Below are 25272 nucleotides of genomic sequence, written 5' to 3' on the forward strand. Positions count from 1 at the left end.
CCGCCATGGCCCGCGCCGATCCCGAGGTTCCCCTGGTGCTGCCGCTGCTGGACCGGCTGATCGACGAGGATCCGGCCAGCCCCGCCGACCGCCCGCTGCGGCGCGGCGCCTATCTGGAGCGGCTGCGGGCCTCGGTGCGCCGCGACCTGGAGGGGCTGCTGAACACCCGGCGGCGGACGGTGTCCTGGGCGTCGGCGCTGTCGGAACTGGAGACCTCGGCCGTCAACTACGGGGTCGTCGACATCACCAGCGCCAACCTGGCCACCGAGGATCAGCGGGACCGCTTTCGCGCGGAGATGGAACGCACCATCCGCCGGTTCGAGCCGCGCTTCCACACGCTGCGGGTGATCCTGCTGGAAAACGTGCAGGGGCTGGACCGCACCGTGCGGTTCCGCATCGAGGCCACCCTGCACGCCACCCCGGCGCCCGAGCCGGTGGTTTATGATTCGGTGCTCGACCCGGCGGCGCGGGTGTTCCGGGTGATCGCCCGCGACGACGCCTGATACCAGCGGCGGATGAGTGTGACTCATCCGCCCCCGGGCGCCTTGCAGGCGCCCGGATGGTCCAGATCTTGGCACCGCGAAGCGGTGCCAGGGCGGCACCGGCCCACTCCCCCACCCGGCCACCCCAAATATACTGCCGTGGGTGGCCGGGTGGGGGAGTGGGCCGGCCACGGACTGCAACGGTCAGTCTCAATGACCGTTGGTATGACCCGGCGCCGGCGCGTCAGGCGCTCTCCGCCTCGGGACGCCCCGCCCGCGCCAGGGTGACGGTGAAGGCCGTGCCCGTGCCCACGGTGCTGTCCACGGTGAGCCGTCCACCCATCACCCGCACCAGACGCTCGGTGATGCGCAGGCCGAGGCCGGTGCCCTCGACGCCCTCGCTGGTCTCGGCGATCCGATGGAAGGCCGAGAACAGCTTGGGAAGCTCCTCCTCCGGAATGCCGGGGCCGGTGTCCCGGCAGATCACCGACACCCAGTCGGGCTCCACGTCCACGCTGACCGTGACCGTGCCGCCGCGCCGGTTGTACTTCACCGCGTTGGACACCAGGTTGATGAACACCTGCCGCGCCCGCAAGGCATCGCCCCACACCATCACGTCGCCGCCGTCCGCCACCTCCAGGGTGACGCCCTGCTTGCGGGCCAGGGGGGACAGCAAGCGGCGGACCGCGCCCAGCAGCGGCCCCAGCGGCACCGCGCCGCCGCGCCCCGGATCCTCGGAGGCCGTCGGGCTATGGGCATCCAGGGTCTGGTTGACCAGCAGGCCGAGGTATTCGCTGGCCTCGACGATGCTGTCCAGGTAGGTCCGCTGACGCTCCGTGAGCACCTCCGGCGCCCCGGTCATGCGCAACAACTCGCTGAAGCCGGTCAGGGCGTTGACCGGGGTGCGCAACTCGTGGGTCATGGACGCGAAGTACTCGTCCTTGAGCGCGGTCATGCGCCGGGCCAGTTGGCGTTCCGATTCCGCCTCCAGCGCCCAGACCCGGGTTTCGATCAGCTCCATGACGGTCTCGCCCAGGTCGGCGAGGATGCCGCGTTGCTCGGTGCACACCGGGTCGCGCGGGCGCTGATCCACGGCACACAGGGTTCCGAGCCGGTAGCCGTCCCGGGTGCGCAACGGCTTGCCGATGTAGTAGCGGATGAACGGCGGACCCACGACGAGGGGATTGCCCGCGAAGCGCGGATCGAGGATGGCGTCCGGCACCTCGAAGATATCGTCGGTCAGGATGGCGTGGGCGCAGAAGGCCACCTGGCGGGGCGTCTGCCGCGCCTCCAGGCCCTGGCGGGACAGGAAGAACTGGCGATCGACGTCCACCAGGGACACCAGCGCCATGCCCGTGTCCATCAGCCGCGCCGTCAGGGCCGTGATGCGATCGAAGCAGCGGTCGGCGTCGCTGTCCAGAACCCCGTACCGCTGGAGCGCCCGCAGACGCTCGGCCTCGTTGGCCGGCACGGGGGCGCAGATGAATCCATCGACAGGGGACGGCTCGCCGCCACATCCCCGTGCCTCCCCGTCGTGCCCGCCGTTCTGCTGCGCCGATGTCTCCATGCGTGTTCTCCACACCACCCACCCCCTTCTGGGGATACTTCCTGCCCGCCGCCTTGCAAATGGGTTGCCGAGCCCCCGGGTCAACCATGCCCGCCCCCGCGCGCCCGGCCCGTCACGGCCCGAGCCCCAGCAGCGCCAGCGCCTGGGCCAGCGATTCCTGACGCGGCCCGGAGCTGTTCACCCGGTGCCAGGTCATCGGTCCCGGATCCACGGACTGCTGCGCGTCGCGCACCGCCGCCGTGGCGTCCGAGGCGTTCTCGCGGCGGCCGGCGATCCGCCGGAGGGCTACCTCGGGGTCGGCCTCCAGCCACAAGCCGTGGAACGGCACCCCTTCCTCGCGGGCCACGGCCTCCACCGCGGCGCGTTCCTCCGGGCGCAGGAAGACGCCGTCGGCGATGGCCGCGTGCCCCTGGCGCAGCGCCGCCCGCACCTCGTCCAGCATCGCCCGGTAGGTTCGCTGGGTCATCTCCGGCCGGTACCCGTCGGCCCCCAGACGCTCGTAGGGACGAACCCCCATCAACCGCTTGCGCACCACGTCGGAGCGGCTGACCAGAGCCCCCGGCGCGGCGCCGATCAGCGGCGCCACCTCGCGCGCCATGCGTGACTTGCCGCTGCCCGACAGGCCGCCGATGGCCACCAGCCGGGGCGGCGCCGGCGCCAGATAGCCGAGCGCCCGGTCCAGGTACGCCAGCGCGCGGCGCCGCAACTCGTGGAAGTCGGTGGGCGCGCCGACCGGGCCCTCGGCGCCCATCGCCATGGTCGCGCACACATGCGCCCGCACCCCGGCGCGCATCGACAGATACGCCGGCAGCAGCGCCAGCCCCTCCACGTCCGGATCGTGCTCCATCACGTGGTTCATGACCACCGAGGCCAGCCGCCGCACGCCGCGCTGGTCCAGGTCCATGAGCAGAAAGGCCAGATCGTAGAGGGTATCGATGACCGAGAACGCATCGTTGAACTCGATGGCGTCGAACAGTGTGGGATGGTCCTCCCACAGGCAGATGTTGCGCAGATGCAGGTCGCCATGGCAGCGGCGCACCCGCCCCTCGCGCCCCCGGCGGTCCAGCAGGGGCGCCAGCCGGTTGACCTCGGCCACCATGCGCGCGGACCACCCCTCGACCTGATCGGACGGCAGAACCGCCGGCACCGAAGCCCGCATGCTGGACCGGTTCTCGCGCGCGACGGCGATCACCCGGGCCGCCTGGTCGTCCACCGGGACCCGCTCGGCCGCGGCATGATAGTCGACGATCACCCGGGCCAGCGCCGTGGCCCGCTGGCGGGTCAGTTCGCCGCGCGCCAGCAGACGGCTGAAGAGGGACTGCTCGTCGAAGCGCGCCATCTCCACGACCCAGTCCACGGGCTCGCCCGATCCGTCCAGCGCCAGATGCCCCTCGGCCTCGCGGGTGACCGCGCGCACCCCCCGGTAGAGCCCCGGCGCGCCGCGCCGGTTCAAGGCCACCTCGGCCTCGCAGGCGCGATGCCGGGTCTCCGGCGCCGTGAAGTCCACGAACGGCAGCACCACCGCGCGCTTCAATTTCAGGACCCGGTCACCGGCCAGGAACAGCGCCGAAATATGGGTGTGAACCTGATCCACGCGCGACACGGTGGGACCATGGGACTCGGGGCGGGCGAGGAAGGATACGATGTCGCGTTGGCAGTCGGGAATCATGATGCATTCCAGCGGTCGTCGGCGTGACTCACCCGCCGGGCCGACGGGCACCCACGACGATAGGGGCTCTCCCCACGTCGTCACCGGCTCTGGCCCCGCCCGGCCCGCCACCGCGGACGGCCTCCGGCCTCGGGCGCCAGTCTAGCCCGGTTGCCGAACCAAGGGAACCAGCGCCAACGGTCGCGGCCCGATCGTGTCCCTTGGCGCGGCGCCGGATCGCCGGCATCGGTCAGGACCGTGGACCGGCCCTCCCACGCGCGCTACCGTATACGCCTCGAGTCCGTGCCGCGAAAGATGTCTCATGACCGACTATACCCTTGTCATCGGCAACAAGACCTATTCGTCCTGGTCGCTCCGTCCCTGGCTGGCCATGCGCCAGGCGGGACTGGACTTCGACGAACACCTGATTCCCCTGGACATGCCGGACAGCCGGGCCCGCCTGCACGCCCTCTGCCCGGCGGGCAAGGTGCCGGTGTTGCGGAACGGCGACGTCACGGTCTGGGAGTCGCTGGCGATCCTGGAATACATCGCCGACCGTCATCCCGAGGCCCGGCTGTGGCCGGAGGATCCGGTGGCGCGGGGGGTGGCGCGCGCGCTGTGCGCCGAAATGCACGCGGGCTTCTCGGCGCTGCGCCAGGCCATGCCCATGAACGTCCGCAAGGCGCTGCCCGGCAAGGGGCAAGGGGCGCCGGGCGTGCTGCGCGACGTGGCCCGCATCTGCGCCCTGTGGATCGACTGCCGGCAGCGCTACGGCGCCGACGGCCCCTTCCTGTTCGGCGCCTTCACCAACGCCGACGCCATGTTCGCGCCGGTGGCCAGCCGCTTCCGCACCTACGCCGTGCCGGTGAACGAGATCTGCCAGGCCTACATCGAGGCCATCCACGCGCTGCCGGCGATGGTCGACTGGGTGCGGGACGCGACGGCCGAGCCATGGGTGATCGAGGCCGACGAGGTTTAGGGCCAGTCCGGGACAGGACGTGAGAGACGGGATCGCGGGGCACCGCGGGCCGTTGCGCGACGGGCCGGGCGCCCCATCTTGAGGGGAACGTGAGGACAGGACGCCGGACCGCGGGCCGGGCGCCGTCGCGGATGGAGTGAGCGTGACAGGGCAGCACGGGACGGACGACAAGGCCGACGACACCACGGGCTCCGGCCAGGGGTCCGGTCAGGGCGCGGGATCCGGGTCCCGCGCGGGCGCGGTGGCCGCGTTCCTGGCCCGCGCGGACGCGTCCGTGCCGACGCCCGCGCCGTCCTCCGACACGGACGCGGTGGCCGCCTTCCTCGGCGCGGTGCAAGCCACCGCCGGCGCGGGGCACGGTCGCCTGATCTTCGCGCTCGACGCCACCGCCAGCCGCCAGCCCACCTGGGACCTGGCCATGGACACCCAGGCCACCATGTTCGCCACCGCGACCCGGGTGGGTGGCCTGTCCGTGCAACTGGTGTTCTATCGGGGGCTCGGTCAGTGCCGCGCCGGACCCTGGGTGACCCGCGCCGACGACATGATGGACCGCATGAGCAAGGTCACATGCCGGGCCGGCCGCACCCAGATCGGCCGCGTGCTGCGCCATGCCCTCGCCACCCACGCCGAAACCCCGGTGTCCGCCCTGGTGTTCATCGGTGACAGCATGGAGGAGGAGCCCGACACGCTCTATGCCCTGGCCGGAGACATGGGCCTGCGCAAACTGCCGGTCTTCGTGTTTCACGAGGGCGGCGAACCGGTCGCGGCGCGCGTGCTGGCGCATGTGGCGCGTCTGTCCGGGGGCGCGTTCTGTCCCTTCGATGCCGCCAGCGCCGACCAGTTGCGGCGGCTTCTGGAGTCCGTGGCCATCTACGCCGCCGCCGGCCGGGCCGCGCTGGAGGACCATGCGCGCCGCGCGGGCGGCGCCGCGCGCCGCCTGACGTCGCAACTGGCCCGTGACAGCGGCGATGGAGGAGCATGAGCGATGTTGCCGGCGTTCATCCTTGGCCTGCTGCTGCTGGTCGGCGTGATCGTGGTGTCCCGCTGGATGACCCAGGCCAACCCGCGCCTGCTGCTGCGCGTGCTGGGCTGGATGGTGGGCGTGCTGATCGTCGTGGTGGTCGTGTTCCTGGCGGTCACCGGGCGCCTGGCCTGGGCCATGGCGGCGATGGCGGCCCTGCTGCCCTGGATGGCGCGGCTGCTCGGCCGGCCCCTGTCCAGTCTTCTCCTGGGCCGCCTCCTGCGCGGCATCACCGGGGGCTCCTCCGCCATGGGTGGGTTCGGACCGGTGGGCGGGGCCTTCCGGGGCGCGCGCCGGGGACAGCGGGACGACCGCGCCGGGCAGTCGGAGGTCAGCACCCGCTTCCTGCGCATGACCCTGGACCATGCCAGCGGCGCCATGACGGGCCTCGTGCTGGAGGGGCGCGCGGCCGGCCGCATGCTGTCCGACCTGACCGACGAGGCGCTGGCGGCGCTCTGGCGGGAGACCGGTGCCGACCCGGACAGCCGCCAGGTGCTCGAAGCTTGGCTTGACCGCGCCCGCCCCGACTGGCGCGAGACGCTGACGGGCCTTGGGGCCGGCCCTGGGGCCGGAGAGTCCTCCGGCGGCGCCGCGCCCCCACCCGGCGGTGGCGGCATGGACCGAACCGAGGCGCTCGCCCTGCTGGGGTTGGAGGACGGCGCCGACACGGACGCCATCCAGGCGGCCTGGCGCCGGCTGATGCGGGGCGTGCATCCGGACCACGGGGGAAGCCCCTACCTGGCGGCGCGCCTCAATCAGGCCCGCGACCTGCTGCTGGGGCGGAACGGCGGCTCACGCCGGCCGGGCTGAGGCCGTCGGCCGGCCCCGCCGATCAGTCGTCCGGGCCCTCCGCCCCACGCCCGCCATGGGCCGCCGACCAGCCGATGGGATCCTGCAGGAAGGCGCGCACCCCCTCGATGGCCTCGGGCGAGAACGCGCGCCGGTGCTCGGCCTCCTCCAGCACATCCCACCAGTTGGCCAGGAAGTGCAGGGTCAGGCCGGCGTCCTCCAGGGTCTTCAGGGCCCCCGGAAACACCCCGTAGAAGAACACCACGAACGCGTGGCGCACCTCCGCGCCGGCGGCCCGCAGCGCGTTGCAGAACACCAGTTTCGATCCGCCATCGGTGGCCAGGTCCTCCACCAGCACCACCCGGTCGCCCTCGCGGAAGGTGCCCTCGATCTGCGCCATGCGACCGAACCCCTTGGGTTTCTTGCGCACGTACAGCATCGGCAGCATGAGCGCGTCGGACAGCCAGGCGGCATAGGGGATGCCGGCGGTCTCGCCGCCGGCCACGGCATCGAACGCCTCGGCGCCCACGTCGCGCTCCAGGGTCTCGCGCGCCAGGTCGATGACACGCCGGCGCGCGCGCGGGAAGGCGATCACCCGGCGGCCGTCGATGTACACCGGGCTGGCCCAGCCGGCGGTCAGGCGATAGGGGTCCTCGGGACGGAAATTGACGGCGCCGATGTCCAGCAGGATGCGCGCCACCTGGCGGCCGGCCTCCTTCTGGCGCGGGTCGCGGGCCGCGTGGGACTGGGCCGCATGGGATGGGGCGTCGGGGGTGGGACCATCGGTCATCGGGCGCGGGCTCCGGCGGGGATCGGGACGGATCTCATGGGACGGGACCGGTATGAAACCCTTCGTGTCGGCCCTATGTAGCGGCTATAAGGGGCCGACCGCAATCGCCCGCTGCCCGCCGCCCGGGCCCATTCACCGCGACATCGAGGGAGCCCTCATGCAACCGGACGCGATCCTGACCCGCCGCGACGATTCCGGCCTCGTGGCCACTGTCACCCTCAACCGCCCCGACAAACTGAACGCGCTGGACCTGCCGATGTGGCGCGGCCTGGCCGAGGCCTTCGAGACCCTGGCCGAGGACGAGGCGCTGCGCTGCGTGGTGCTGGAGGGGGCCGGCAAGGCCTTCGCCGCCGGCGCCGACATCGGCGAGTTCGACACCGTGCGGGCCACCGCCCAGCAAGCCAAGACCTACGATGTGACCCTGCGCCGGGCGTTGACCGCCGTGCGCGAATGCCCGGCGCCGGTGGTGGCGCGCATCGACGGGGCCTGCGTCGGCGGCGGCCTGGAACTGGCCTGTCAGGCCGACCTGCGCGTCGCCACCACGCGGTCGCGCTTCGGCGTGCCCATCGCCCGCATCTCGGTGGTCATGGCCTACCCGGAGATCGAGGCCATCCAGCGCCTGATCGGCCCCGCGCGCACCGCCGAAATCCTGCTCGAAGGCAAGATCGTGGACGCCGACTGGGCGCTGCGGGCCGGACTGGTCAACGCCGTCGTGGAGCCCGAGGCCCTGGACGAGACCCTGGCCGGCATGGTCGAGCGCATCGGCCAGGGGGCGCCGCTGGTGGCCCGCTGGCACAAGCGCTTCATTCGCCGCCTGGTGACGCCGCATCCGGTGTCCGAAAGCGAACTCGACGAGTGCTACGACTTCCTGGCCACGGCCGACTACGTGGAGGGCGTGGACGCCTTCAAGGGCAAGCGCAAGCCGGCCTTCAAGGCGCTCTGAGCGGAGGACCGGCACGGTGGACGGCGACCCCGGCGTGAGCGTGGGCGGCGCGGCCCTGCTGACGGGGGCGCTGGTCGCCGTGGCCCTGGTGATCCTGTACACGATACGCCTGGGAGCGCCCCCCTGGCCCACCATGCCCCGGGCGGCGCGGCGGCTGCTGGCGGTGCTCCCGGAGCGGATCGACGGCGAGATCCTGGACCTGGGCTGTGGCTGGGGTGGCCTGGCCCTGGCCCTGGCGGCCCGCTACCCCGGCCGCCGGGTGATGGGCGTGGAGTTGTCGCCGGTGCCCTGGGCGGTGGCGCGGCTGCGCCGCCTGGCCGGGCGCCTGGACACCCTGGAGATCCGCCGCGCCGACCTGCACGGCGTGGACCTGTCGCGCGCCGGCCTGATCGTCTGCTACCTGCACGGCGCGGCCATGGCGCGTCTGGCCGAACGGATGCTTCGGGAGGCGCCGCCCGGATGCTGGCTGGTGTCCAACACCTTCGCCCTGCCGGGCCTGACGCCCGTGGCACGACACCCGGTGGATGATGTCTTCGGGACCACCATCCTTGTCTATCGGCTGCCGGAGCGCGACGGAGACCAGGCGAACGCCGTATGATACCAACGGCCCTTGAGAATGACCGTTGCAGTCCGTGGCCGGCCCTGGCACCGCTTTGCGGTGCCAAGATCTGGACCATCCGGGCGCCTGCAAGGCGCCCGGCGGCGGATGAGTCACACTCATCCACCGCCGGTATGATATGGTTGCGTGATCCTTCAAAAAACACGCAGATCGTCATGTCGTCGTCCGGCCACCCTCCGCCCGACCGTCCCGCCAACCCCCCCACCAATCCGCATGACGCCCTTTTGCGGGCGGTGCTGGATGACCCGGCGCAGGCGGCGGAGGTGCTGCGGCGGATGCTGCCGCCGGAGATCACCGCCCGCCTGACCGACGCTCCTCCGGAGCCCGTCGACGGCAGTTTCATCGATCGCCGCTTGCGGCGGACCACCAGCGACCGGTTGTTCCGGGTCGCGCTGACCGATGGCCGGCCGGCGTTCCTCTACGTCCTGGTCGAGCACAAAAGCCGGCCGGATCCACGCACCCCCCTGCAACTGCTCGGCTACATGGTGCGCATCTGGGAACGCCACGCCGGCCGCGATCCCGCCAGGCTCGCCCGCCTGCCGCCGATCCTGCCGCTGGTTCTCTATCATGGGCGGGCGCCCTGGGCGGTGCCCACCTCGGTGCTGGACTGCCTGGATGCCGACGAGGCCCTCAAGGCGACCTTGCGGGACCTGCGCTACGGCCTGCGGGACTTGAGCCAACGCGTGCCCGACTCGCCACCGGAGAAAACCCCCGCCTGGGCGGCCCTGCGCGCCCTGGCCACGGTGGGTCGGGACGGCAGCGCCACCATTGAGGGGCTGGCCAGCATTGTCGCCGCCCTGCCGGACGGAACACTTCTGGAACGCCAGGTGGTGCACTATATTCTGCATGTGGCTCGACACCTGACGGCGGCGGACTGGCGCGCGGTGGCCGCCCGGGCCCGACCGAACGAGGAGGAGACATTGGTTTCGCTGGCGGCACAGGAATGGATGCGGCAGGGAGAGGCTCGGGGTCGCGCCGAGGGGGAGGCCCGTGGAGAGGCCAGGGCTTTGACCCGATCGATACTGCGCACCTTGACGGCCCGCTTCGGAGTCGTGCCCCCGGCCTTGGCGGCGCGGGTGCATGCCGTGCCGGTCGCGGACCTGGACGCGCTGCTCGACCGGGCGCTGACCGCGCCTGACCTGGCCGCCGTGTTCGACGAGACCGCCCGCCACTGACCGACATGGCACGACGGACACGGCGCACCGGGGCGCGGGACCACGATGTCCGCGGTCCCTGGCAGAGGCCGCCTTGTCCACGCCCGCCAGACGTCTCCACACCGTCTCACCGCATCCGAGTCCCTTCATGACCGCCATCGCCCTGGTCGACGATCCGCACGCGCGCCGCGCCCTGCCCCTGCTGTTGGTCGGCGCGGTGCTGATCGGGTTCTCCCCCGTGTTCGCCAAGCTGTCGCCGCTGGACCCGACCATCACCGCCTTCTATCGGGTCGGGCTGGCCTGGCCGCTGCTGATGGCCGTGGCCGTGCTGCACGCCCGCGCGCCGACCATCGCGCCTCGCAAGGCCCGCCCCGAGACCGGCCGCGACCACCTGATGCTGGCGGTCCCGGGGATCGCCTTTTCCGGCGACCTGGCGTGCTGGCACTGGGCCCTGGAGTACACCTCGGTGGCCAACTCCACGGTGCTGGCCAATCTGGCGCCGGTGTTCGTCACCTTCGGCGCCTGGGCGCTGTTCGGCCACCGGCCGACGCCGATGTTCCTGGCCGGGCTGGTCACGGCCGTCGCCGGCGTGGTCCTGCTGGTGGCCGACAGCCTGACCGTGGGCGCGCCCGGACAGATCCTCGGCGACAGCCTCGGCGTGATCACGGCGGTGTTCTACGGCGCCTACATCCTGGGCATCGGCTGGTGCCGGACCCGCTTCCCCACCGCCGTGGTCATGGCCTGGAGCAGCCTCCACGCCGCCTGGATCCTGCTGGCGCTCAGCCTGCTCAATGGCGAGGGCCTGACCATCCCCACCTGGTCGGCGCTGGCCATCCTGCTGGGCCTGGCCTGGCTGTCCCATGCCGGCGGCCAGGGGGCCATCGCCTTCGCCCTGGCCCACCTGCCGCCGGCCTTCGGCAGCGTCAGCCTGTTGGTGCAGCCGGCGGTCGCGGCCGTGCTGGGGTGGTTGATCCTGTCCGAGCCCCTCACACCGTTGCAGGCGGCGGGCGGCGTGGTGATCCTCGCCGGCATCGTCATCGCCCGGCGGGGCAGCGCCGCCACGCCCGCCCGGCGACCATGAGTCTGTTCAACCAGATCACTCACTCGCTGCGTTGATAACGCAAAAGGTTGCCGCGCGGCAGGGCCAGCATCTCCAGCGACGTGGCGTCCATGTACATGACCGAGTAGCAGGACGGCGCCGCGTCGCCCGGCAGACGCACGATGATCACCGGATCCTCGCCTCCCGAGCCGGGATTGTCGGGGCAGGCCATGGCCACCGAATAGGCGCCATCGGCCATCAGGTCGCCTTCGTAATAGTCGAAGTAGCGACCGTCCCCGAAGCGGATGGCGGCATGGTGGTCATCCCGGGACTGCCATCTCCCCTGGATGCCGGCGCGGGTTCTCTCGACCGGGTCGTCGCCCACCTCGCCTTGCGTGTCGCCCCGGGTGTCCTCCCCGGCATCTTCCGGCGCGCCGGGCGGGACATCGCCACCGGAAGGCGTGGTGGGGACCGGGCCGCCGGCGTCCTCGGCGGCGGCTCCCTTGCCGCCGGCGCCGGTCGGCGGGGACGGCGGGGCAGCGGGCGCCTCGGGCCGCGCGCCCGAGGCGGGGATGCCGTCGCCCTTGCCGATCACGAACACGTAGCCCGGGGCTTCCGGCCCGGTGTCGATCTCGCTGAAATCGTGTTCCTCATAGCCGCGTCCGGCGCAGTCCTGGTCGCCGATGATGGTGAAGGCATCATCGACGGTGCAGAAGGCGTAGCCCTCGCCCTCGAACGCCTCGCTCGGATCCTCGGCCCGGTAGTAATAGAAGCGTTGGGTCAGGTCCCCTTCGACCGGGGTCGCGCACTCACCGGTGTCCAGGGTCCACCAGCCCTCGGACGTCCACTGATCGTCCTTGGAATAGCCGATGGCCAGGAAGCGCGGAATGCCGCTCTGATTGCAGATGCGAAGCCCGGCGTCGGCGGGACCGCTGGTGGTGTCGGTGCCCGGGGGCTCCGACGATCCAGACCCGACGGCCATGCTGTCGGCGTCCATGACGAAGACATAGCCCCGCGCCTCCGGCCCGGTGTCGATCTCGCGGAAATCAAGCTCCTCGTAGCCCCGCGCCTCGCAGTTCTCGTCCCCGACAATGGTGAAGGCATCGTCGACGGCGCAGAAGACATAGCCCTCGCCGTTGAACTGCTCGTCCGGGTCCTCGGCGCGGTAGTAGTAGAACTGCTGCGTCAGATCGCCTTCGATCGGCGTGGCGCACTGGTCCGGCTCCAGGGTCCACCAGCCCTCGGACGTCCACTGATCATCCTTGGAGTAGCCGATGGCCAGGAAGCGCTCCACGTCGGTCCGATTGCAGATCCGCAGGCCCGAGTCGGCCGGTCCGGTGACCACGCCGGTCGCGTCGCCGTCCGCTGTCGTGGCGGTCTCCAGCGCCGCGTCGGTGATGGCGTGGGCGAACGTGGTGGCCACCTCGCCGGTGTCGATCTCGCGGAAGTCCTCGGTCACATAGCCGCGGTCCTCGCAGTCCTCATCGCCGACGATCGTGAAGGCGCCAGCCACGGTGCAAAAGGAGTATCCCTCGCCGGGAAAGCTGCCGTCCTCCGCCTCGGCCCGATAGTAGTAGTAGCGCTGGGCCAGGTCGTCCTCGACGGGGGTCGCGCACTGGCCAGGATCCAGGTTCCACCAGCCCTCGGATGTCCAGGCGTCGTCCTGGGAATAGCCGATGGCGATCGAGCGATGCACGCTTGTCTGGTTGCAGATCTCCAGGCCGGCCCGGGCCGGCGTGGTGGCAAGGCTGGTCGCCAGGGCGGCGACGCCGGCCATCACGGCCAGACCCGCGCGGTCGGACGTGACCCGCGCGGCGCCGCGGCGGAGCTTGGAACCCATCACACTCTCCTTCGTCGTGGCACGAAATGGGGGATCGCGGAGGCTGGCAGCCCCAACCGAACCGGAGCCGGAACGGCATGCGTTGAGCAAGCTTACCAGCGCCGGGGCCATTCCACGAGGCGAATGAGGCGAATTTCCGTCGCCGCCCGACACCCGCGCCTTGATCGCCGGATCGACGGCCGGGTACAAGCGCTGATGCCTCTGCACTTGGTCAAACTCTGCGTCGGCGTCGAAACGCCCGATCAGTTGCGCGCGTGGCAGCACGGCCGCCGCGAGGTGGCCGGCGCCGCGCTGGTCCACACCACCCGCATGATGCCGCGCCGCCGCGACGCCATCCTGGAGGGGGGATCCCTGTACTGGGTGATGAAGGGCGCCATCCGCTGCCGCCAGCCGATCCTGGATCTGGAGGCGATCACCGACCCCGACAGCGGGCGCTCGGCCTGCCGCATCCACCTGGACCCGGGGATCCTCGACACCGAGCACTGGCCGTGGCGACCGTTCCAGGGCTGGCGCTATCTGGTCGCGGAGAAGGCGCCGCCCGACCGGATCGCGGGGACGGCCGGCGAGGGCGACGAAACCGGCGCCATGCCCGAGAGCCTGCGCCGCGACCTGCGGGATCTGGGGCTCCTGTGAGGGCCGTCCCGGATCACGTCGGCGCGCGCGTGAAGGCCATTGGATCCAGGGACGGCGGCGGCACCGGCGTCTGGCTCAGGATGCCGTCCGGTGCAGCCACGATTCCACCCCGGCGGAAACGGGCATCCGCATCGGCGCGGTCCTCGGGTATGGTGGGACCTGGAGATCGCCCCAACCCGGATCCGTCGCCATGTCGCCCCAGCGCCTGCCACCCCTCAACGCCCTGCGCGCCTTCGCCGCCGCCGCCCGCCACCTGTCGTTCACCCGCGCCGCCGAGGAACTGCACGTCACCCAGGCGGCCGTCAGCCATCAGGTCAAGGCCCTGGAAGAAAGCCTGGGCGTGCCGCTGTTCCGGCGCGGCACCCGCTCCATCCACCTGACCGAGGCGGGACAGCGCTACGCCCGGCGGGTGCGCGAGGCGTTCCAGATCCTTCAGGAAGCCACCGACACCCTGCGCGACCAGTGCCAGGCCGGCCGGCTGGTGGTGTCCACCATGACCAGTTTCGCCGCCCGCTGGCTGATCCCCCGCCTGGGCGACTTCCTGGCCGCCCATCCGGATATCGAACTGCGGCTGGAGACCGGCATGTCCTGCGCGGACCTGCTGGGCGGCGAGGCGGACGTGGCCGTGCGCATGGGGCCGGGTCCCTATGACGGCCTGCATGCCGAAATGCTGCTGCGGGACGAGGTGTTCCCGGTGTGCGCCCCGTCGCTGCTGACCGGGGACCATCCCCTGCGCACGCCCGCCGACCTGGCGCATCATGTGCTGTTGCAGGACGCCGGCCTGAGTTGGGAGGTCTGGTTGCGCGCCGCCGGCGTGGACCTGGCGGCGGTCGGCCTGGATCCGGAGCGCGGCCCCGGATTCGTCGATTCCACCATGAGCGTCCAGGCCGCCGTGGCCGGGCACGGCGTGTTGCTGGGCCGCACCGTGCTGGTGGCCGACGAACTGGCCGAGGGCCGCCTGGTGGCGCCCTTCGACCTGGCCATCGAGAGCAACTTCGCCTACTGGTTCCTGTGCGCGCCGGACCGCTTCGGCAGCCCGCGCGTGCGCGCCTTCCACCGCTGGCTGACCCGCCAGACCGCCACCGCCTGCCTGGCGCGACCGATCTCGCGCATCCTGCCGGCTTCCCAGGAGGGCGGGGTGATCTTCAACGCGCAGCATAGCGCGCGGCCGGGCCCGTGGAGTTAGGCGCGCATGACGTCCGGCCCTCCGTCCCCCGCCCTGTCCGTCCACGGCCTGACCCTGGGGACCCCCGACGGGCGGCACCTGCTTGAGAACGCCGCCCTGACCCTGGCGCCGGGGGAAATCCTGTTGCTGACCGGGCCGTCCGGGTGCGGCAAGAGCACCCTTCTGCGGGCCCTGGCGGGGCTGGCGCGTCCCGGCGACGTGCTGGCGGGGACCCTGGTGGTCGCCGGACACCCGTCGGTGGACATGGCGGCCGCCCCCGGACAGGCCGGGGTCGGGGCGCTGGTGTTCCAGACCCTCGGCCTGTTCGAGGAACTGACGGTGGCCGAGAACCTGGCCATCGTCGCCGACCACGGCGGCGCCCGCGCCGGCCCGGCGGCCGACATGGCGCGCGCCCTGGTCGCCGACCTGCCGCCGGATCGCTCGCCCCGCGCCCTCAGCGGCGGGCAGCAGCAGCGCGTGGCCATCGCCCGCACCGTGCTGGCGGACCGCCCGGTGCTGCTGTTCGACGAGCCCAACGCCGGCCTGGACGGGGCGGCGGCGCGCGCGCTGGCCGCGCTGATCGCCCGCGTCGCGCGGGATCTGGGGCGCGGCGTGATCATCGTCGCCCACCACCTGGACCCCTTCCTGCCCCATGCCGGGCAGGTGCTGTTCATGGACCCCGAGACCCGGCGCCTGGAGCCGCTGCCGGCCGAGCGCGCGGCGATCGAGGCCCGCCTCCTGACGGCCGCCGACAGGGACCGGCACCCGCCGCCCCCGCCGACGAATGGGAACGACGGCCGGGACCACGACGCCCCGCCGGCCAGCCCGGCGGCTGCGGTGCGCGCGCCCTGGCGGCGGCGCTGGATCGGCCGGTATCTGCGCGAATACCTGTGGAGCCTGGCGTTCCGCCCGGCGGCGGTGCTGTACATGGGCCTGGCGGCGGTGCTGGTGGGATTCGTCACCACCTGGTTCACCATTCAGACCATGCCCTATCGCACGGTGCTGTCGCCGCTGATCCTCAACGACGTGCTGGCCGGCCTGGGGGCGTTGCTCTACCGGGTCCTGATCCCGCTGATCACGGCGATCCTGCTGGCCGCGCGGGCCGGCGCCATCGTCGCCGCCGACATGGGCCACCGGACCCACGCGACGCAGATCCTGGCCATGCGCAACCTGCGCCTGCCCGAGCGGCCCTACCTGTGGGGCACCGTGACGGCGACGACGACCGTCGCCGCGCTGGTCTACGCCTTCGGCCTGTTCGGGCTCGCGTCGCTGACCTCGGCCATCGTGTTCGCCGGCCTTCTGGACGGCGAGATGGACCGGTGGGCACGGCACTTCTTCAGCCAGTTGGTGGACGCGGACCGGTGGATCCCGCGCGGCACCGGTTGGGTGGTGGTGAAGATGGTGCTGAGCGCCGGGGCCATCGCCGCCACCGCCCTGGTTCAGGGCTTGCGGCCCAAGCTCACCGGCCTGGACATCAACGACGGCATCTCGGCGGCGGTGACCACGGCCCTGGGCAGCGTGCTCGCCATTCATGCGCTGGTGGCGCTGGCCGAGTTCTCGTGACGACGACCACCGGCGCGAATCGCCGGCCCCCGCCGTCAGGCCGCCGTGGGTCGGGAGCGGTGCGACTTACGGCGAATTCTGAACTACAATGAAGATTTGGCGACGAAAAGCGGCTTGTTCCGACCGAACACTTTACGTACACTCCCGAAAATTCTACAAACCAGCCGCCGGTGGCTGCCGGTCCGAAACGAATGCTGGAAATGCTGAGGGTCCTGGCGCCGGGACCCCTCTCGCCGACGGGGTCGGTGGCGAGGCCGGTGTATGTCTGCGATGATCGGTCACGTCGGGACACCGGACCCGCCCCTGGGTCGCGGAGCGGGTGGTGCGTGGTCCGCGCGCAAGGGCGGCGGGCGAAGGCACCCTCCGGGACAGCTCGATCCGGATGCACAGACGACGGCGGATGGCGGGGAACCGCTCCGGTGGACGAACGGGACTCAACACAGGCTCACTGAAGGTTTCGCTCATGGCGCTTCGGAACACTCGCGCGGTTCTCCTGATGGCGGCGATGATGGCCCTTGCCGGGTGTGACACCATCGGAACGCCGTTCCCATCCCTGAGCGGACCCTCCTCCTCCACCTACGCCGGCAGCCAGCCGCCACGCCTGGGGTCCACCTATTTCGAGCCCTCCGGCGTGTCCGCCGGATCGCCCACCGGAACCTACGTGGGCCAGAAGGTGGTCGGCTACCGCACGGAACTCACACAGCTTCAGACCGCCATCCGCGATCAGAACACCCAGTTGCAGACGGTCCGCAACAAGACCATCCAGGATTCCCAGGCCTATCACGAGAACGTGGCCGGCATGAACGCGCGCCTGCAGGTGGGCACCACCCCGGGCAACCCGATCCTGATGAACCGATGGGAGCAGGCCCAGGCGCAGCTCAACACCATCAACGACGACATCATCCTGATGAACCAGCTGGCCGCGCAGATCTCCACCAACTCGGCGATGGCCAACTACCTGCTGGACACCGTGCGGGCGTCCTTCTCGTTGTCGGGCGCGGTGGACGAGGATCACCGCCAGCTCCGGGTGCTGGAGGACGAGACCCAGCAGACCGTGGTGCTGATCGAACGCCTGCTGAACGAGCTGTCCCAGGACGTGGCACGCCAGCAGCAGTACGTCAGCAACGAGAAGCAGAACCTGAACACCCTGGCCCTGGCCATCAAGAACGGCCAGCTCTACGGCACCAGCTTCGCCAACCGGCCGATCCTGGGCAGCCCGCAGATGGCCGCCATGGGCTACGGCGCGGGCCTCGGCGCCGGCGCCGCCACGCTGTCGCCGGGAGTCGGCGGCGGCCAGCCGCTGGTGATGATCCGTTTCGACCGGGGGTCGGTGGACTACGAAACAGCCCTGCACGAGGCCGTCAACAACGCCCTCATCCGCATGCCCGGCGCCGGCTTCCAGGTGGTCGCCGTGGGTCCGGCGGTCAACGCGGTGGGCCAGCCCTCCAACAACACCGCCCAGGCGCGCCTTTATGCCGAGCGCGTGGTGCGCTCGCTCCAGGGCATGGGCGTGGACCCCAACCGCGTCTCCCTGGCCGCGACCACCAGCCCGACCGTCCAGTACCCCGAGGTCCACGTCTTCGTGCGGTAGTTTCAGGATCACAGAGTATTGCCCAACAACGCCGTCACGGATGGTTTCCGTGACGGCGTTGTTGCGTTACGCGCCGCCCGGCTCCGGTGGGGAGCGGGACGGTGCCGCCCTGGCACCGCTTCGCGGTGCCAAGATCTGGAACATCCGGGCGCCTGCAAGGCGCCCGGGGGCGGATGAGTCACGCTCATCCACCGTGGTGGCGACGACATACCGGGGGCTCACACGCTGGGTTCGGTTTCCGCGAAGCCCGGCAGGGTCGGCCCCCGGGTGGCGACCAGCGCCTCCAGCCGGGGCCAGCGCCCGGCCTCCACAAGATGCGGCAGCACCACGGCCAGGAACGACAGCGTCACCATAGCGGTCACGTCCGCCTGGCCGGGGCGATCGCCGTCCAGGAACCAGCCGCCGGCCTGGTCCGGCCGCTCCGCCTCGACCGCCTCCAGGCCGCCGACGACCTGATCCTCGCACTGCGCCACCCACGGCGCGTACATCTTGTCCTCGGGACGGCGGGCGCGCTCGTAGTAGGCGCTGACCCCCTTATCCAGGACCCCGGTCAACAGCGCGCAATGGCGCAGCACCCGCCGCCGGGCCTCGCCCCCCGGCGGGACCAGGGCGCGTTCCGGCCCCACCGTCTGGTCCAGATGGTCGAGGATGGCGACGCTGTCGATCAGCACCGTTCCGTCGTCCAGATGCAGCGCCGGCACGCGGCCCAGCGGATTGTGCTTGCGAATCTCGGCCGCATGGGTGGTCACCGCCAACGGCAGGCGATCGACCGGGATCCCGAGCAGCGTCATCGAGACGGCGACGCGACGGGTGTAGGGGGACAGGTCACGGCCAATCAGCAGCATGGACAGCCTCGTGTGCAGACGATGGAACAAGAGTTTGACGGAGGGGACGCTGGCGCGCGGAACGAGATCGGCCGGCCTTGGTTCTGACGGGTCCCGGTCGGGGCCGCGAGACGGCACCGGGGACGCCAGCGGGAGAAAATCATACAAATTAAGAAATATTGTGCAAACACCAGATGGCGGGGCCGTCCGCAGCCAGCGCGGGAGAAAGCCGCTCCGGGGCCGCCCTTCGGGCGCAAGATATCGTCATGTCATGGCAAGAAAGAACTGGCACGCAAGCTGCATGGACCGTGATGTGACGGGTTCGACACCCCCTCCAGACGGGCCCGACACATGAGTCCCGGCGCGGTACTTCCCGTGTCCGCCTCCGCGTCGCGGACTCAACCGGCCACCCACGCCGGTCAGGGGAACGGTCGCGGTCGTTTGCTCCCTCTCTCCGCCGCGCCGTTCCCCTTCTTTCTTTATCGTTTCTTATCCGTTTCAATCTATACTTTGACTGCCTCGGCCGCTCCCCACGGAGCGCGACCGGGGCTCTCTCTGTCTGCGCTCTATATGTGCGTCACCCTTTCGTCACCATTCATGTTAGCAAATCCCCTTTCCCAAGGTGCATTTCACTTTGCACAGTGCGTCGCAAATTGAGAGGTCTTTCGCGAAACGTGCGAACCTGCCGCGATCAAACGTCCCCGATTATCCGACCGTCGGTCATCCGGCGCCGCTCCTCATCCTCACGGACGGGGCGCATCACGGCAGACACGATCCTTTCGGCGGTATACACACTGATACCCGGATGGCGTTCCAGATACGCGCCCACGGCCGCCCGCCATGCCCGGGGGGCGCAGGCGCCGTTCGCCAAGGCGGTCTCATGGGTGGCACGCACGACGTCCTCGTCCGAGACCAGGGCCTCCGTTCGCCACGCCTTGCCCGGTCCACAAGCCCCGCCCCGTGTCGAACCCGACCGCCGGCCATCCTGCTGCATTCTGCTGCCTCCCACCCGTCCGCGGGCAAGCACGGTCGGCATTCTCCGACCATCCGAGGCGAACCGACGACGCCATTCCCACCCTCCGCGCCTTGGGCGCATACACTCAATAGGTCTTGTCATACGGGAGAGCACGGAACCGCTCTTGTAGAAAAGTCTAACCTCTTTCGGCGGAGGACGTCATCCCCATTCAGCCGACGGTTATGGTCTTCATCGAACCGACATGACACCGCGCCCGCCCGCGCCCTCTCGACACACCAAACGGATCGCGTGATCGGTGCGGCGCGCCGCCCTGTCACCGAAGGTTCACCGCCCCGTCATTGTCGGGCAACACGACTGCGGTAAAGCAGGAGTCCCCCAAGGCCCCACGGCCGGGACCGGCGACCGGCGGACCCGCCCGGCGGTCCCGACACGGTCCGGGCGCGCCGCGCCGGCCGCCCCCCACTCGCCACTGGAGAAGCTCATGGTCCCGAAATCCGGCCTCGCGTCCCTGGTTGCCGGCACCGCGCTGGTCGCCACCGCCTCCGTCGCCACCGTCTCGATGGCCCTGGCCGAGACCGTCCAGGTGGGTCCCCGCCCCCTGTTCCTGGTCGACCGCATGGACGACGGCGCGCTGAAGGAAAAGCTGCTGGCCTGCGCCGGGACCCCGGTGAAGCGAACCCTGTTTTCCATCGGTCACCGGGGGGCGCCCTTGCAGTTCCCGGAGCACACCCGCGACTCCTACGTGGCCGCCGCGCGCATGGGCGCGGGCATCATCGAATGCGACGTGGCCTTCACCGCCGACATGGAACTGGTCTGCCGGCACGCCCAGAACGACCTGCACACCACCACCAACATCCTGGCCACCGACCTCGCCGCCAAGTGCACCCAGCCCTTCACACCGGCCAGCGGTGACGAGCCGGCCCGGGTCGAGTGCCGCACCTCCGACCTGACCCTGGCCGAGTTCCTCAGCCTCCGGGGCAAGATGGACGCCGGCGACAGCAGCGCCGCCACGGTGGAGGCGTACATGGACGCCACCGCCGGGTGGCGCACCGACCTGTACGCGGCCGAGACCGGCACCCTGATGACCCACGCGGACTCGATCGCGCTGATCCGCGACCTGGGCGGAAAATTCACCCCGGAACTCAAGACACCGGCCGTCGACATGCCCTTTGACGGCTTCACCCAGGAAGACTATGCCCAGAAGCTGATCGACGAGTACAAGGCCGCCGGCATTCCGGCCTCGGACGTCTGGGCGCAGTCCTTCAATCTCGACGACGTGCTGTACTGGGTCGAGCACGAACCCGCGTTCGGTGCCCAGGCCGTCTACCTGGACGACAGCTACGAGATCGAGGGCTGGGACCCCATGGACCCGTCCACCTGGACGCACACCATGGCCGACCTCAAGGCGATGGGCGTCAACATCATCGCCCCGCCCCTGTGGGTGCTGGTGACGGTCGAGAACGGCGAGATCGTGCCCTCGGTCTACGCCGAGAACGCCAAGGCCGCCGGCCTGAGCATCATCACCTGGTCGCTGGAACGCTCCGGCCCGCTGGTGACCGGCGGCGGCTGGTACTATCAGTCGATCGAGGCGATCACCGACGGCGACGGCGTGATGATGGAACTGGTGGACGTGCTGGCCCAGGACGTCGGCGTGATCGGCATCTTCTCCGACTGGCCCGCCACGGTCAGCTACTATGCCAGTTGCATGGGCCTGAAGTAGACGCCGTCCCGGGTAACGCCGGGGCGACGGCGCCGACGCGGTCGCGTGGGCGCGCGAGGACGATCACCGGGGTGAGTCCGCGAGGACTCGCCCCGGTTTCGTTTGCGGGCCGGGACCTGTCCCCGGCGGCACGACCCGGACACGGCACGCGCGCGACCCCGGACCGCGTCGCGCCCGTGTCCGCCAAACGATCGCTCGCATGCACGCCAAATATGGTGATATTTCTACGGATTGACACAATATACGATTGCACCTGATTACGTATTCCGCTTGCCCACCCGCAACGTCTGCTCTAGTCTCGCCCAAACCATCCCAGGTATTGCATGCGGACGTCAATCCCGCGTAAATGGCGCGCTCGCCGTTCATGGCCATGACAGTGGAGCATCCTTGACATGTCGGAACCCATCGGTCGTTCGGGGACCTCGCAATCGGAAACCGCCCTCGGCATCATCCGCGACCGTATCCTCGACCTGACCCTGGCCCCGGGTAGCCATATCGACGAGCGCGCACTGATGACCCGCTACGGCCTTGGCCGCACGCCGACTCGCGAGGCCCTCAACCGCCTCGCGTCCGAAGGGCTGGTGCATCTGCGCGCCAACCGGGGCGCCTTCGTTCGGCCCCTGGACCTGACCGAGACCGCGCACTTCTTCGATGCCTACTTCGCCGCCGAACGGCTGATCGGCTACTTCTGTCGCTTCGATCATCACGCACTGGTCAAGGACATCATGGCGATCCAGGACCACCATGGCGCCGCCATCGCCCGCAACGACCTGCTCGACATCACCCGCCACAACGCGGACTTCCACCTGCGCATCGCCGAGGCCACGGACAACAGCTATGTCTACGACTTCAGCGCCCGGGTGCACGCGGCGGCCCGGCGGATGCTGTTCTTCGTCTATCGAAGCGAAAAGGAACTAACCGTGCGCCGCGTGTTCGCGCGCGAACAGCAGGGCATCGTCGGCGATCACGCGGAAATCATCGACTGCCTGCGCCGCACCGACCGCACCGCCCTCATCGACGCCCTGACGCGCCATGGCCAGCGCTTCCAGGGGCGCCTGATGACCCTGATCGGTCATTCGGACGGCGCGACCTTCCAGCCGTGGTGACCACGACCCCGCGCCGCCCGTCGCGGCATCGCGATACGGCCGGACGCCCTGTGCCGCGCCCCGCCCGTGCGCGCGTGCGAACCGACGGCTAGACCGCCAGGTACTCGTGACGCAGATCGGCGTTGTCCAGGACCTCGCGGGCGGAGCCGTCGAACACCACCTCGCCCATGTCCAGGATCACGGCCCGGTCGGCCAGGGTGAGCGCCGCGATGGCGTTCTGCTCGACGATGATCGTGGTCATGCCCAGGGCACGGACCTTTTCCAGGGTGCGCTCGATTTCCTGGACGATGACCGGGGCCAGGCCCTCGTAGGGCTCATCCAACAGCAGCAGCTTGACGTCCCGGGCCAGGGCGCGGCCGATGGCCAGCATCTGCTGCTCGCCGCCGGAAAGCGTGGTGCCCTCCTGGGTCTTGCGCTCGCCGAGGCGCGGGAACAGCTCGTAGATCTGCTCGATCGACCAGCCCACCGGCTTGGCGATCTGCGCGAGTTGCAGGTTCTGCTGCACGGTCAGGCCCTGGATGATGCGCCGGTCCTCGGGGACCAGGCCGACCCCCAGGCGGGCCGCCTGATAGGCCTTCATGCGGTGCAGCGGCTGGCCGGCCAGCCACACCTCGCCCTGGGTCAGTTGCGGGTCGGCGAGCCGGGCGATGGTCCGGAGCGTGGACGTCTTGCCGGCGCCGTTGCGGCCCAGCAGGGCCAGGATCTCGCCCTCCCGCATGGCGAACCCGACGCCCTGCACGATGTAGCTTTCGCCATAGTAGGCGTGCAGGTCGCGGGCCTGGAAGTACGGCGGCGCGTCGGCCTCCGAGGCCGGCGTGGCGCGATCCGCGGCCACCGAGGCGGACGCGACGCGATCCTTGAGGGTGCTGGCGTTCATACCTGTGCTCCTCCCAGATAGGCTTCCTGGACCCGTGGATCGCCCTTGATCTCGTCGGGCGTGCCTTCGACGATCGGATGGCCCTGCGCGAACACCGTGACCCGATCGGCCAGCGAGAAGACGACGTGCATGTCGTGCTCGATGATGATCTTGGTCACGCCGTGCTGCTCGGACATGCGCGCCAGCAGATCGATGGTGTTGTTGGTGTCGGCACGCGACATGCCGGCGGTGGGCTCGTCCAGCAACACCAGCTTGGGCTGCTGAACCAGGCACATGGCCAGCTCCAGGCGGCGCTTGTCGCCGCGCGACAGGCTGCTGGACTGGGTGTGGCGCTTGTCGGCCAGCCCGACGTCGGCCAGCAGGGCCTCGGCGCGGTCGCGCACGTCGGCCTGGCTGTCCACGCGGCCCCAGGTGTTGACGCGGAACGCCCCGTCCCGCACCGCCAGCGCGGGGATCAGGACGTTCTCCAGCAACGTGAGGTCGCTGAAGATCTCCGGGGTCTGGAACACCCGGGCCACGCCCACCTGGTTGATCTCGTGCGGCGTCAGGCCCAGCAGCGAGCGGCCGTTGAACTTGACGGTGCCGGTGTCGGGCCGCAGGCGGCCGACGAAGCAGTTGAGCAGCGTCGACTTGCCGGCGCCGTTGGGGCCGATGATGGCGTGCACCGTCCCCTCGGTGATGTCGAGGTTGACGTTGTTCAGGGCCTTCAGGCCGCCGAAGCTCTTGTTGACGTTCTGGACCTGGAGAATGCCCATCGTTCGGTGTCTCCCTTTCGTCATCCGTGGCGTCTACTCGGCCGCCTGGGGGTGGGCGTGGTCGATGCCGCCGCCCTTGCGCGAGCGCGACAGCGCCCCGGCGATGCGGCGTCCACCCTCGATCAGGCCCCCGGGCAGGAAGATGACGATCAGCATGAACAGCAGGCCCAGCGTCAGGTGCCAGCCCTCGCCGACGAACAGCCCGGCCACCGAGACCACCGCGCCCTCCACGCCGTCGGGCAGGACCCCGAAGATCTGGTGCAGGGTCTGTTCGTTGAAGGCCGAGAAGATGTTCTCGGAGTACTTGATGATGCCCGCGCCCAGCATCGGGCCGAGCAGGGTGCCGGCACCGCCCAGGATGGTCATCAGCACCACCTCGCCCGAGGCGGTCCACTGCATGCGCTCGGCCCCGGCCAGCGGGTCGGTGACGCACAGCAGGGCGCCCGCCAGACCGGCGTACATGCCCGAGATCACGAAGGCCGTCAGGGCGTAGGGACGGGTGTTGATGCCCGTGTAGTTGAGGCGGTTCTGGTTGGACTTAATGGCCTGGAGCATCAGCCCGAACGGCGAGCGGAAGATCTTGAAGGACACGAACATGCCGATCAGCAACCAGACCGCGCAGAAGTAGAAGCCGGGCAAGCCGTTCATCTCGACCCCGAACAGGGTGGCCACCAGGGACCCCTCCACCTCGCCGGCGCCGATCATGTGGTCGAGCACGCGCGGGTCGCTGTTCAGCACCCGCAAGCCGGTTTCGCCGTTGGTGATCGGCGTCAGCACCGAGTAGGCCAGGTTGTAGGACATCTGGGCGAAGGCCAGCGTCAGGATGGAGAAATAGATGCCGGTGCGCCGCAGGCTGACGAAGCCGATCACCCAGGCGAAGGCGCCGGCCAGCAGGATGGCCAGGCCGATCGCCGGCAGCGGGTTCATGCCCAGCAGCTTGAAGCTCCACACGGCGGTGTAGGAGCCCACCCCCAGGAAGGCCGCGTGCCCGAAGGACAGGTAGCCGGTCAGCCCGAACAGGATGTTGAAGCCGATGGCGAACAGGCCATAGATGGCGAACTTCTGCATCAGGTCCGGGTAGGCGGCGCCGAAGGGCACCAGCCACAGGGGCATGGTCAGGATGACCACCGTGAAGGCGGCGAACCGGACGAGGTCGCCGCGCGCGGTCTCGCGCTTGATCGCAGTCATGGC

22 protein-coding genes are annotated in these 25272 nt (G+C 70.4%); 14 read left to right on the forward strand and 8 right to left on the reverse strand.

Translation table 11 applies throughout. The features are described from left to right. Window positions 1-5: 5 nt before the first annotated feature. Window positions 6-503, forward strand: coding sequence for a type VI secretion system baseplate subunit TssE (gene tssE, locus GGD89_RS00230; protein WP_184042087.1), 498 nt, complete (start codon window positions 6-8; stop codon window positions 501-503). A gap of 223 nt (window positions 504-726) precedes the next feature. Here tssE and GGD89_RS00235 read toward each other — a convergent pair whose 3' ends face one another. Then, window positions 727-2049 (reverse strand): GAF domain-containing sensor histidine kinase, encoded by a 1323-nt coding sequence (locus tag GGD89_RS00235; protein ID WP_184042088.1) that lies wholly within the window; start codon window positions 2047-2049, stop codon window positions 727-729. 112 nt (window positions 2050-2161) lie between these two features. Next, the gene (locus tag GGD89_RS00240) at window positions 2162-3718 is read right to left on the reverse strand and encodes a bifunctional aminoglycoside phosphotransferase/ATP-binding protein (RefSeq protein WP_184042089.1); all 1557 of its coding nucleotides are present in this window, start codon (window positions 3716-3718) and stop codon (window positions 2162-2164) included. Window positions 3719-4019: 301 nt separating this feature from the next. Between GGD89_RS00240 and GGD89_RS00245 the strand changes: the two genes are divergently transcribed. From GGD89_RS00245 to GGD89_RS00255, 3 genes are all read left to right on the forward strand, one after another. After that, the gene (locus tag GGD89_RS00245) at window positions 4020-4676 is read left to right on the forward strand and encodes a glutathione S-transferase family protein (RefSeq protein WP_184042090.1); all 657 of its coding nucleotides are present in this window, start codon (window positions 4020-4022) and stop codon (window positions 4674-4676) included. A 142-nt stretch (window positions 4677-4818) separates the two neighbouring features. After that, the gene (locus tag GGD89_RS00250; RefSeq protein ID WP_221238251.1) at window positions 4819-5658 is read left to right on the forward strand and encodes a VWA domain-containing protein; all 840 of its coding nucleotides are present in this window, start codon (window positions 4819-4821) and stop codon (window positions 5656-5658) included. A 3-nt stretch (window positions 5659-5661) separates the two neighbouring features. Continuing rightward, window positions 5662-6507 carry a J domain-containing protein gene (locus GGD89_RS00255; protein WP_184042091.1) on the forward strand — a complete coding sequence of 282 codons (846 nt, stop codon included), beginning with the start codon at window positions 5662-5664 and terminating at the stop codon, window positions 6505-6507. Window positions 6508-6529: 22 nt separating this feature from the next. Here GGD89_RS00255 and GGD89_RS00260 read toward each other — a convergent pair whose 3' ends face one another. After that, window positions 6530-7276, reverse strand: coding sequence for an orotate phosphoribosyltransferase (locus GGD89_RS00260; protein WP_184042092.1), 747 nt, complete (start codon window positions 7274-7276; stop codon window positions 6530-6532). Window positions 7277-7433: 157 nt separating this feature from the next. On the opposite strand from GGD89_RS00260, the gene GGD89_RS00265 reads away from it, so the two are divergent. The 4 genes from GGD89_RS00265 to GGD89_RS00280 all read left to right on the forward strand — a co-directional run bounded on the left by GGD89_RS00265 (window position 7434) and on the right by GGD89_RS00280 (window position 11073). Next, window positions 7434-8219, forward strand: a complete 786-nt coding sequence (locus GGD89_RS00265; protein WP_184042093.1) for an enoyl-CoA hydratase/isomerase family protein — start codon at window positions 7434-7436, stop codon at window positions 8217-8219. A gap of 16 nt (window positions 8220-8235) precedes the next feature. Next, on the forward strand, window positions 8236-8817 hold the full coding sequence (locus GGD89_RS00270) for a methyltransferase domain-containing protein (protein WP_184042094.1): 582 nt from the start codon (window positions 8236-8238) through the stop codon (window positions 8815-8817). 176 nt (window positions 8818-8993) lie between these two features. Then, complete coding sequence (locus tag GGD89_RS00275) at window positions 8994-10013, forward strand: Rpn family recombination-promoting nuclease/putative transposase (protein WP_184042095.1); 1020 nt, start codon at window positions 8994-8996, stop codon at window positions 10011-10013. A gap of 127 nt (window positions 10014-10140) precedes the next feature. Beyond that, a complete protein-coding gene (locus GGD89_RS00280; RefSeq protein ID WP_221238252.1) occupies window positions 10141-11073 on the forward strand; it encodes a DMT family transporter in 933 nt (310 codons plus the stop codon). Window positions 11074-11092: 19 nt separating this feature from the next. Here the strand turns inward: GGD89_RS00280 and GGD89_RS00285 are convergent, their stop codons facing one another. Beyond that, window positions 11093-12871, reverse strand: a complete 1779-nt coding sequence (locus GGD89_RS00285; RefSeq protein WP_184042096.1) for a DUF1036 domain-containing protein — start codon at window positions 12869-12871, stop codon at window positions 11093-11095. Between the two features lie 195 nt (window positions 12872-13066). On the opposite strand from GGD89_RS00285, the gene GGD89_RS00290 reads away from it, so the two are divergent. The 4 genes from GGD89_RS00290 to GGD89_RS00305 all read left to right on the forward strand — a co-directional run bounded on the left by GGD89_RS00290 (window position 13067) and on the right by GGD89_RS00305 (window position 17823). Next, window positions 13067-13504, forward strand: coding sequence for a DUF1489 family protein (locus tag GGD89_RS00290; RefSeq protein ID WP_184042097.1), 438 nt, complete (start codon window positions 13067-13069; stop codon window positions 13502-13504). 190 nt (window positions 13505-13694) lie between these two features. Continuing rightward, entirely contained in the window at window positions 13695-14690 is a 996-nt protein-coding gene (gcvA, locus tag GGD89_RS00295) for a transcriptional regulator GcvA (protein ID WP_184042098.1), read from the forward strand. A 6-nt stretch (window positions 14691-14696) separates the two neighbouring features. Continuing rightward, entirely contained in the window at window positions 14697-16232 is a 1536-nt protein-coding gene (locus GGD89_RS00300) for an ATP-binding cassette domain-containing protein (RefSeq protein ID WP_184042099.1), read from the forward strand. Between the two features lie 463 nt (window positions 16233-16695). Continuing rightward, the gene (locus GGD89_RS00305; protein WP_184042100.1) at window positions 16696-17823 is read left to right on the forward strand and encodes a hypothetical protein; all 1128 of its coding nucleotides are present in this window, start codon (window positions 16696-16698) and stop codon (window positions 17821-17823) included. 218 nt (window positions 17824-18041) lie between these two features. Here GGD89_RS00305 and GGD89_RS00310 read toward each other — a convergent pair whose 3' ends face one another. Further along, window positions 18042-18668: a glutathione S-transferase family protein gene (locus tag GGD89_RS00310; RefSeq protein WP_184042101.1), complete on the reverse strand. Its 627-nt coding sequence runs from the start codon at window positions 18666-18668 to the stop codon at window positions 18042-18044. 1436 nt (window positions 18669-20104) lie between these two features. Here GGD89_RS00310 and GGD89_RS00315 point away from each other — a divergent pair. Together GGD89_RS00315 and GGD89_RS00320 are read left to right on the forward strand one after the other, a co-directional pair. Further along, a complete protein-coding gene (locus GGD89_RS00315) occupies window positions 20105-21343 on the forward strand; it encodes a glycerophosphodiester phosphodiesterase family protein (protein ID WP_184042102.1) in 1239 nt (412 codons plus the stop codon). Between the two features lie 392 nt (window positions 21344-21735). Next, window positions 21736-22449 (forward strand): GntR family transcriptional regulator, encoded by a 714-nt coding sequence (locus GGD89_RS00320; RefSeq protein WP_184042103.1) that lies wholly within the window; start codon window positions 21736-21738, stop codon window positions 22447-22449. An 88-nt stretch (window positions 22450-22537) separates the two neighbouring features. On the opposite strand, the gene GGD89_RS00325 is transcribed toward GGD89_RS00320, so the two are convergent. The 3 genes from GGD89_RS00325 to GGD89_RS00335 are packed head-to-tail and all read right to left on the reverse strand — an operon-like array spanning window position 22538 to window position 25269. After that, window positions 22538-23326, reverse strand: coding sequence for an ABC transporter ATP-binding protein (locus GGD89_RS00325; RefSeq protein WP_184042104.1), 789 nt, complete (start codon window positions 23324-23326; stop codon window positions 22538-22540). Then, window positions 23323-24081, reverse strand: coding sequence for an ABC transporter ATP-binding protein (locus tag GGD89_RS00330; RefSeq protein ID WP_184042105.1), 759 nt, complete (start codon window positions 24079-24081; stop codon window positions 23323-23325). Before GGD89_RS00330 ends, GGD89_RS00325 begins: the two co-directional genes overlap by 4 nt. Before the next feature lie 33 nt (window positions 24082-24114). Further along, window positions 24115-25269 carry a branched-chain amino acid ABC transporter permease gene (locus tag GGD89_RS00335; RefSeq protein WP_184042106.1) on the reverse strand — a complete coding sequence of 385 codons (1155 nt, stop codon included), beginning with the start codon at window positions 25267-25269 and terminating at the stop codon, window positions 24115-24117. Window positions 25270-25272: the final 3 nt, after the last annotated feature.

The sequence above is a fragment of the Roseospira visakhapatnamensis genome (genome assembly GCF_014197915.1).
In the GTDB taxonomy this organism is placed as follows: Bacteria; Pseudomonadota; Alphaproteobacteria; order Rhodospirillales; family Rhodospirillaceae; genus Rhodospira; species Rhodospira visakhapatnamensis.

Coding starts and splice junctions, on each gene's coding strand:
- tssE (WP_184042087.1), top strand. CDS start 6: ATGGCCCGCGCCGATCCCGAGGTTCCCCTGGTGCTGCCGCTGCTGGAC.
- GGD89_RS00235 (WP_184042088.1), bottom strand. CDS start 2,049: ATGGAGACATCGGCGCAGCAGAACGGCGGGCACGACGGGGAGGCACGG.
- GGD89_RS00240 (WP_184042089.1), bottom strand. CDS start 3,718: ATGATTCCCGACTGCCAACGCGACATCGTATCCTTCCTCGCCCGCCCC.
- GGD89_RS00245 (WP_184042090.1), top strand. CDS start 4,020: ATGACCGACTATACCCTTGTCATCGGCAACAAGACCTATTCGTCCTGG.
- GGD89_RS00255 (WP_184042091.1), top strand. CDS start 5,662: ATGTTGCCGGCGTTCATCCTTGGCCTGCTGCTGCTGGTCGGCGTGATC.
- GGD89_RS00260 (WP_184042092.1), bottom strand. CDS start 7,276: ATGACCGATGGTCCCACCCCCGACGCCCCATCCCATGCGGCCCAGTCC.
- GGD89_RS00265 (WP_184042093.1), top strand. CDS start 7,434: ATGCAACCGGACGCGATCCTGACCCGCCGCGACGATTCCGGCCTCGTG.
- GGD89_RS00275 (WP_184042095.1), top strand. CDS start 8,994: ATGTCGTCGTCCGGCCACCCTCCGCCCGACCGTCCCGCCAACCCCCCC.
- GGD89_RS00280 (WP_221238252.1), top strand. CDS start 10,141: ATGACCGCCATCGCCCTGGTCGACGATCCGCACGCGCGCCGCGCCCTG.
- GGD89_RS00285 (WP_184042096.1), bottom strand. CDS start 12,871: ATGGGTTCCAAGCTCCGCCGCGGCGCCGCGCGGGTCACGTCCGACCGC.
- GGD89_RS00290 (WP_184042097.1), top strand. CDS start 13,067: ATGCCTCTGCACTTGGTCAAACTCTGCGTCGGCGTCGAAACGCCCGAT.
- gcvA (WP_184042098.1), top strand. CDS start 13,695: ATGTCGCCCCAGCGCCTGCCACCCCTCAACGCCCTGCGCGCCTTCGCC.
- GGD89_RS00300 (WP_184042099.1), top strand. CDS start 14,697: ATGACGTCCGGCCCTCCGTCCCCCGCCCTGTCCGTCCACGGCCTGACC.
- GGD89_RS00305 (WP_184042100.1), top strand. CDS start 16,696: ATGGCGCTTCGGAACACTCGCGCGGTTCTCCTGATGGCGGCGATGATG.
- GGD89_RS00310 (WP_184042101.1), bottom strand. CDS start 18,668: ATGCTGCTGATTGGCCGTGACCTGTCCCCCTACACCCGTCGCGTCGCC.
- GGD89_RS00315 (WP_184042102.1), top strand. CDS start 20,105: ATGGTCCCGAAATCCGGCCTCGCGTCCCTGGTTGCCGGCACCGCGCTG.
- GGD89_RS00320 (WP_184042103.1), top strand. CDS start 21,736: ATGTCGGAACCCATCGGTCGTTCGGGGACCTCGCAATCGGAAACCGCC.
- GGD89_RS00325 (WP_184042104.1), bottom strand. CDS start 23,326: ATGAACGCCAGCACCCTCAAGGATCGCGTCGCGTCCGCCTCGGTGGCC.
- GGD89_RS00330 (WP_184042105.1), bottom strand. CDS start 24,081: ATGGGCATTCTCCAGGTCCAGAACGTCAACAAGAGCTTCGGCGGCCTG.
- GGD89_RS00335 (WP_184042106.1), bottom strand. CDS start 25,269: ATGACTGCGATCAAGCGCGAGACCGCGCGCGGCGACCTCGTCCGGTTC.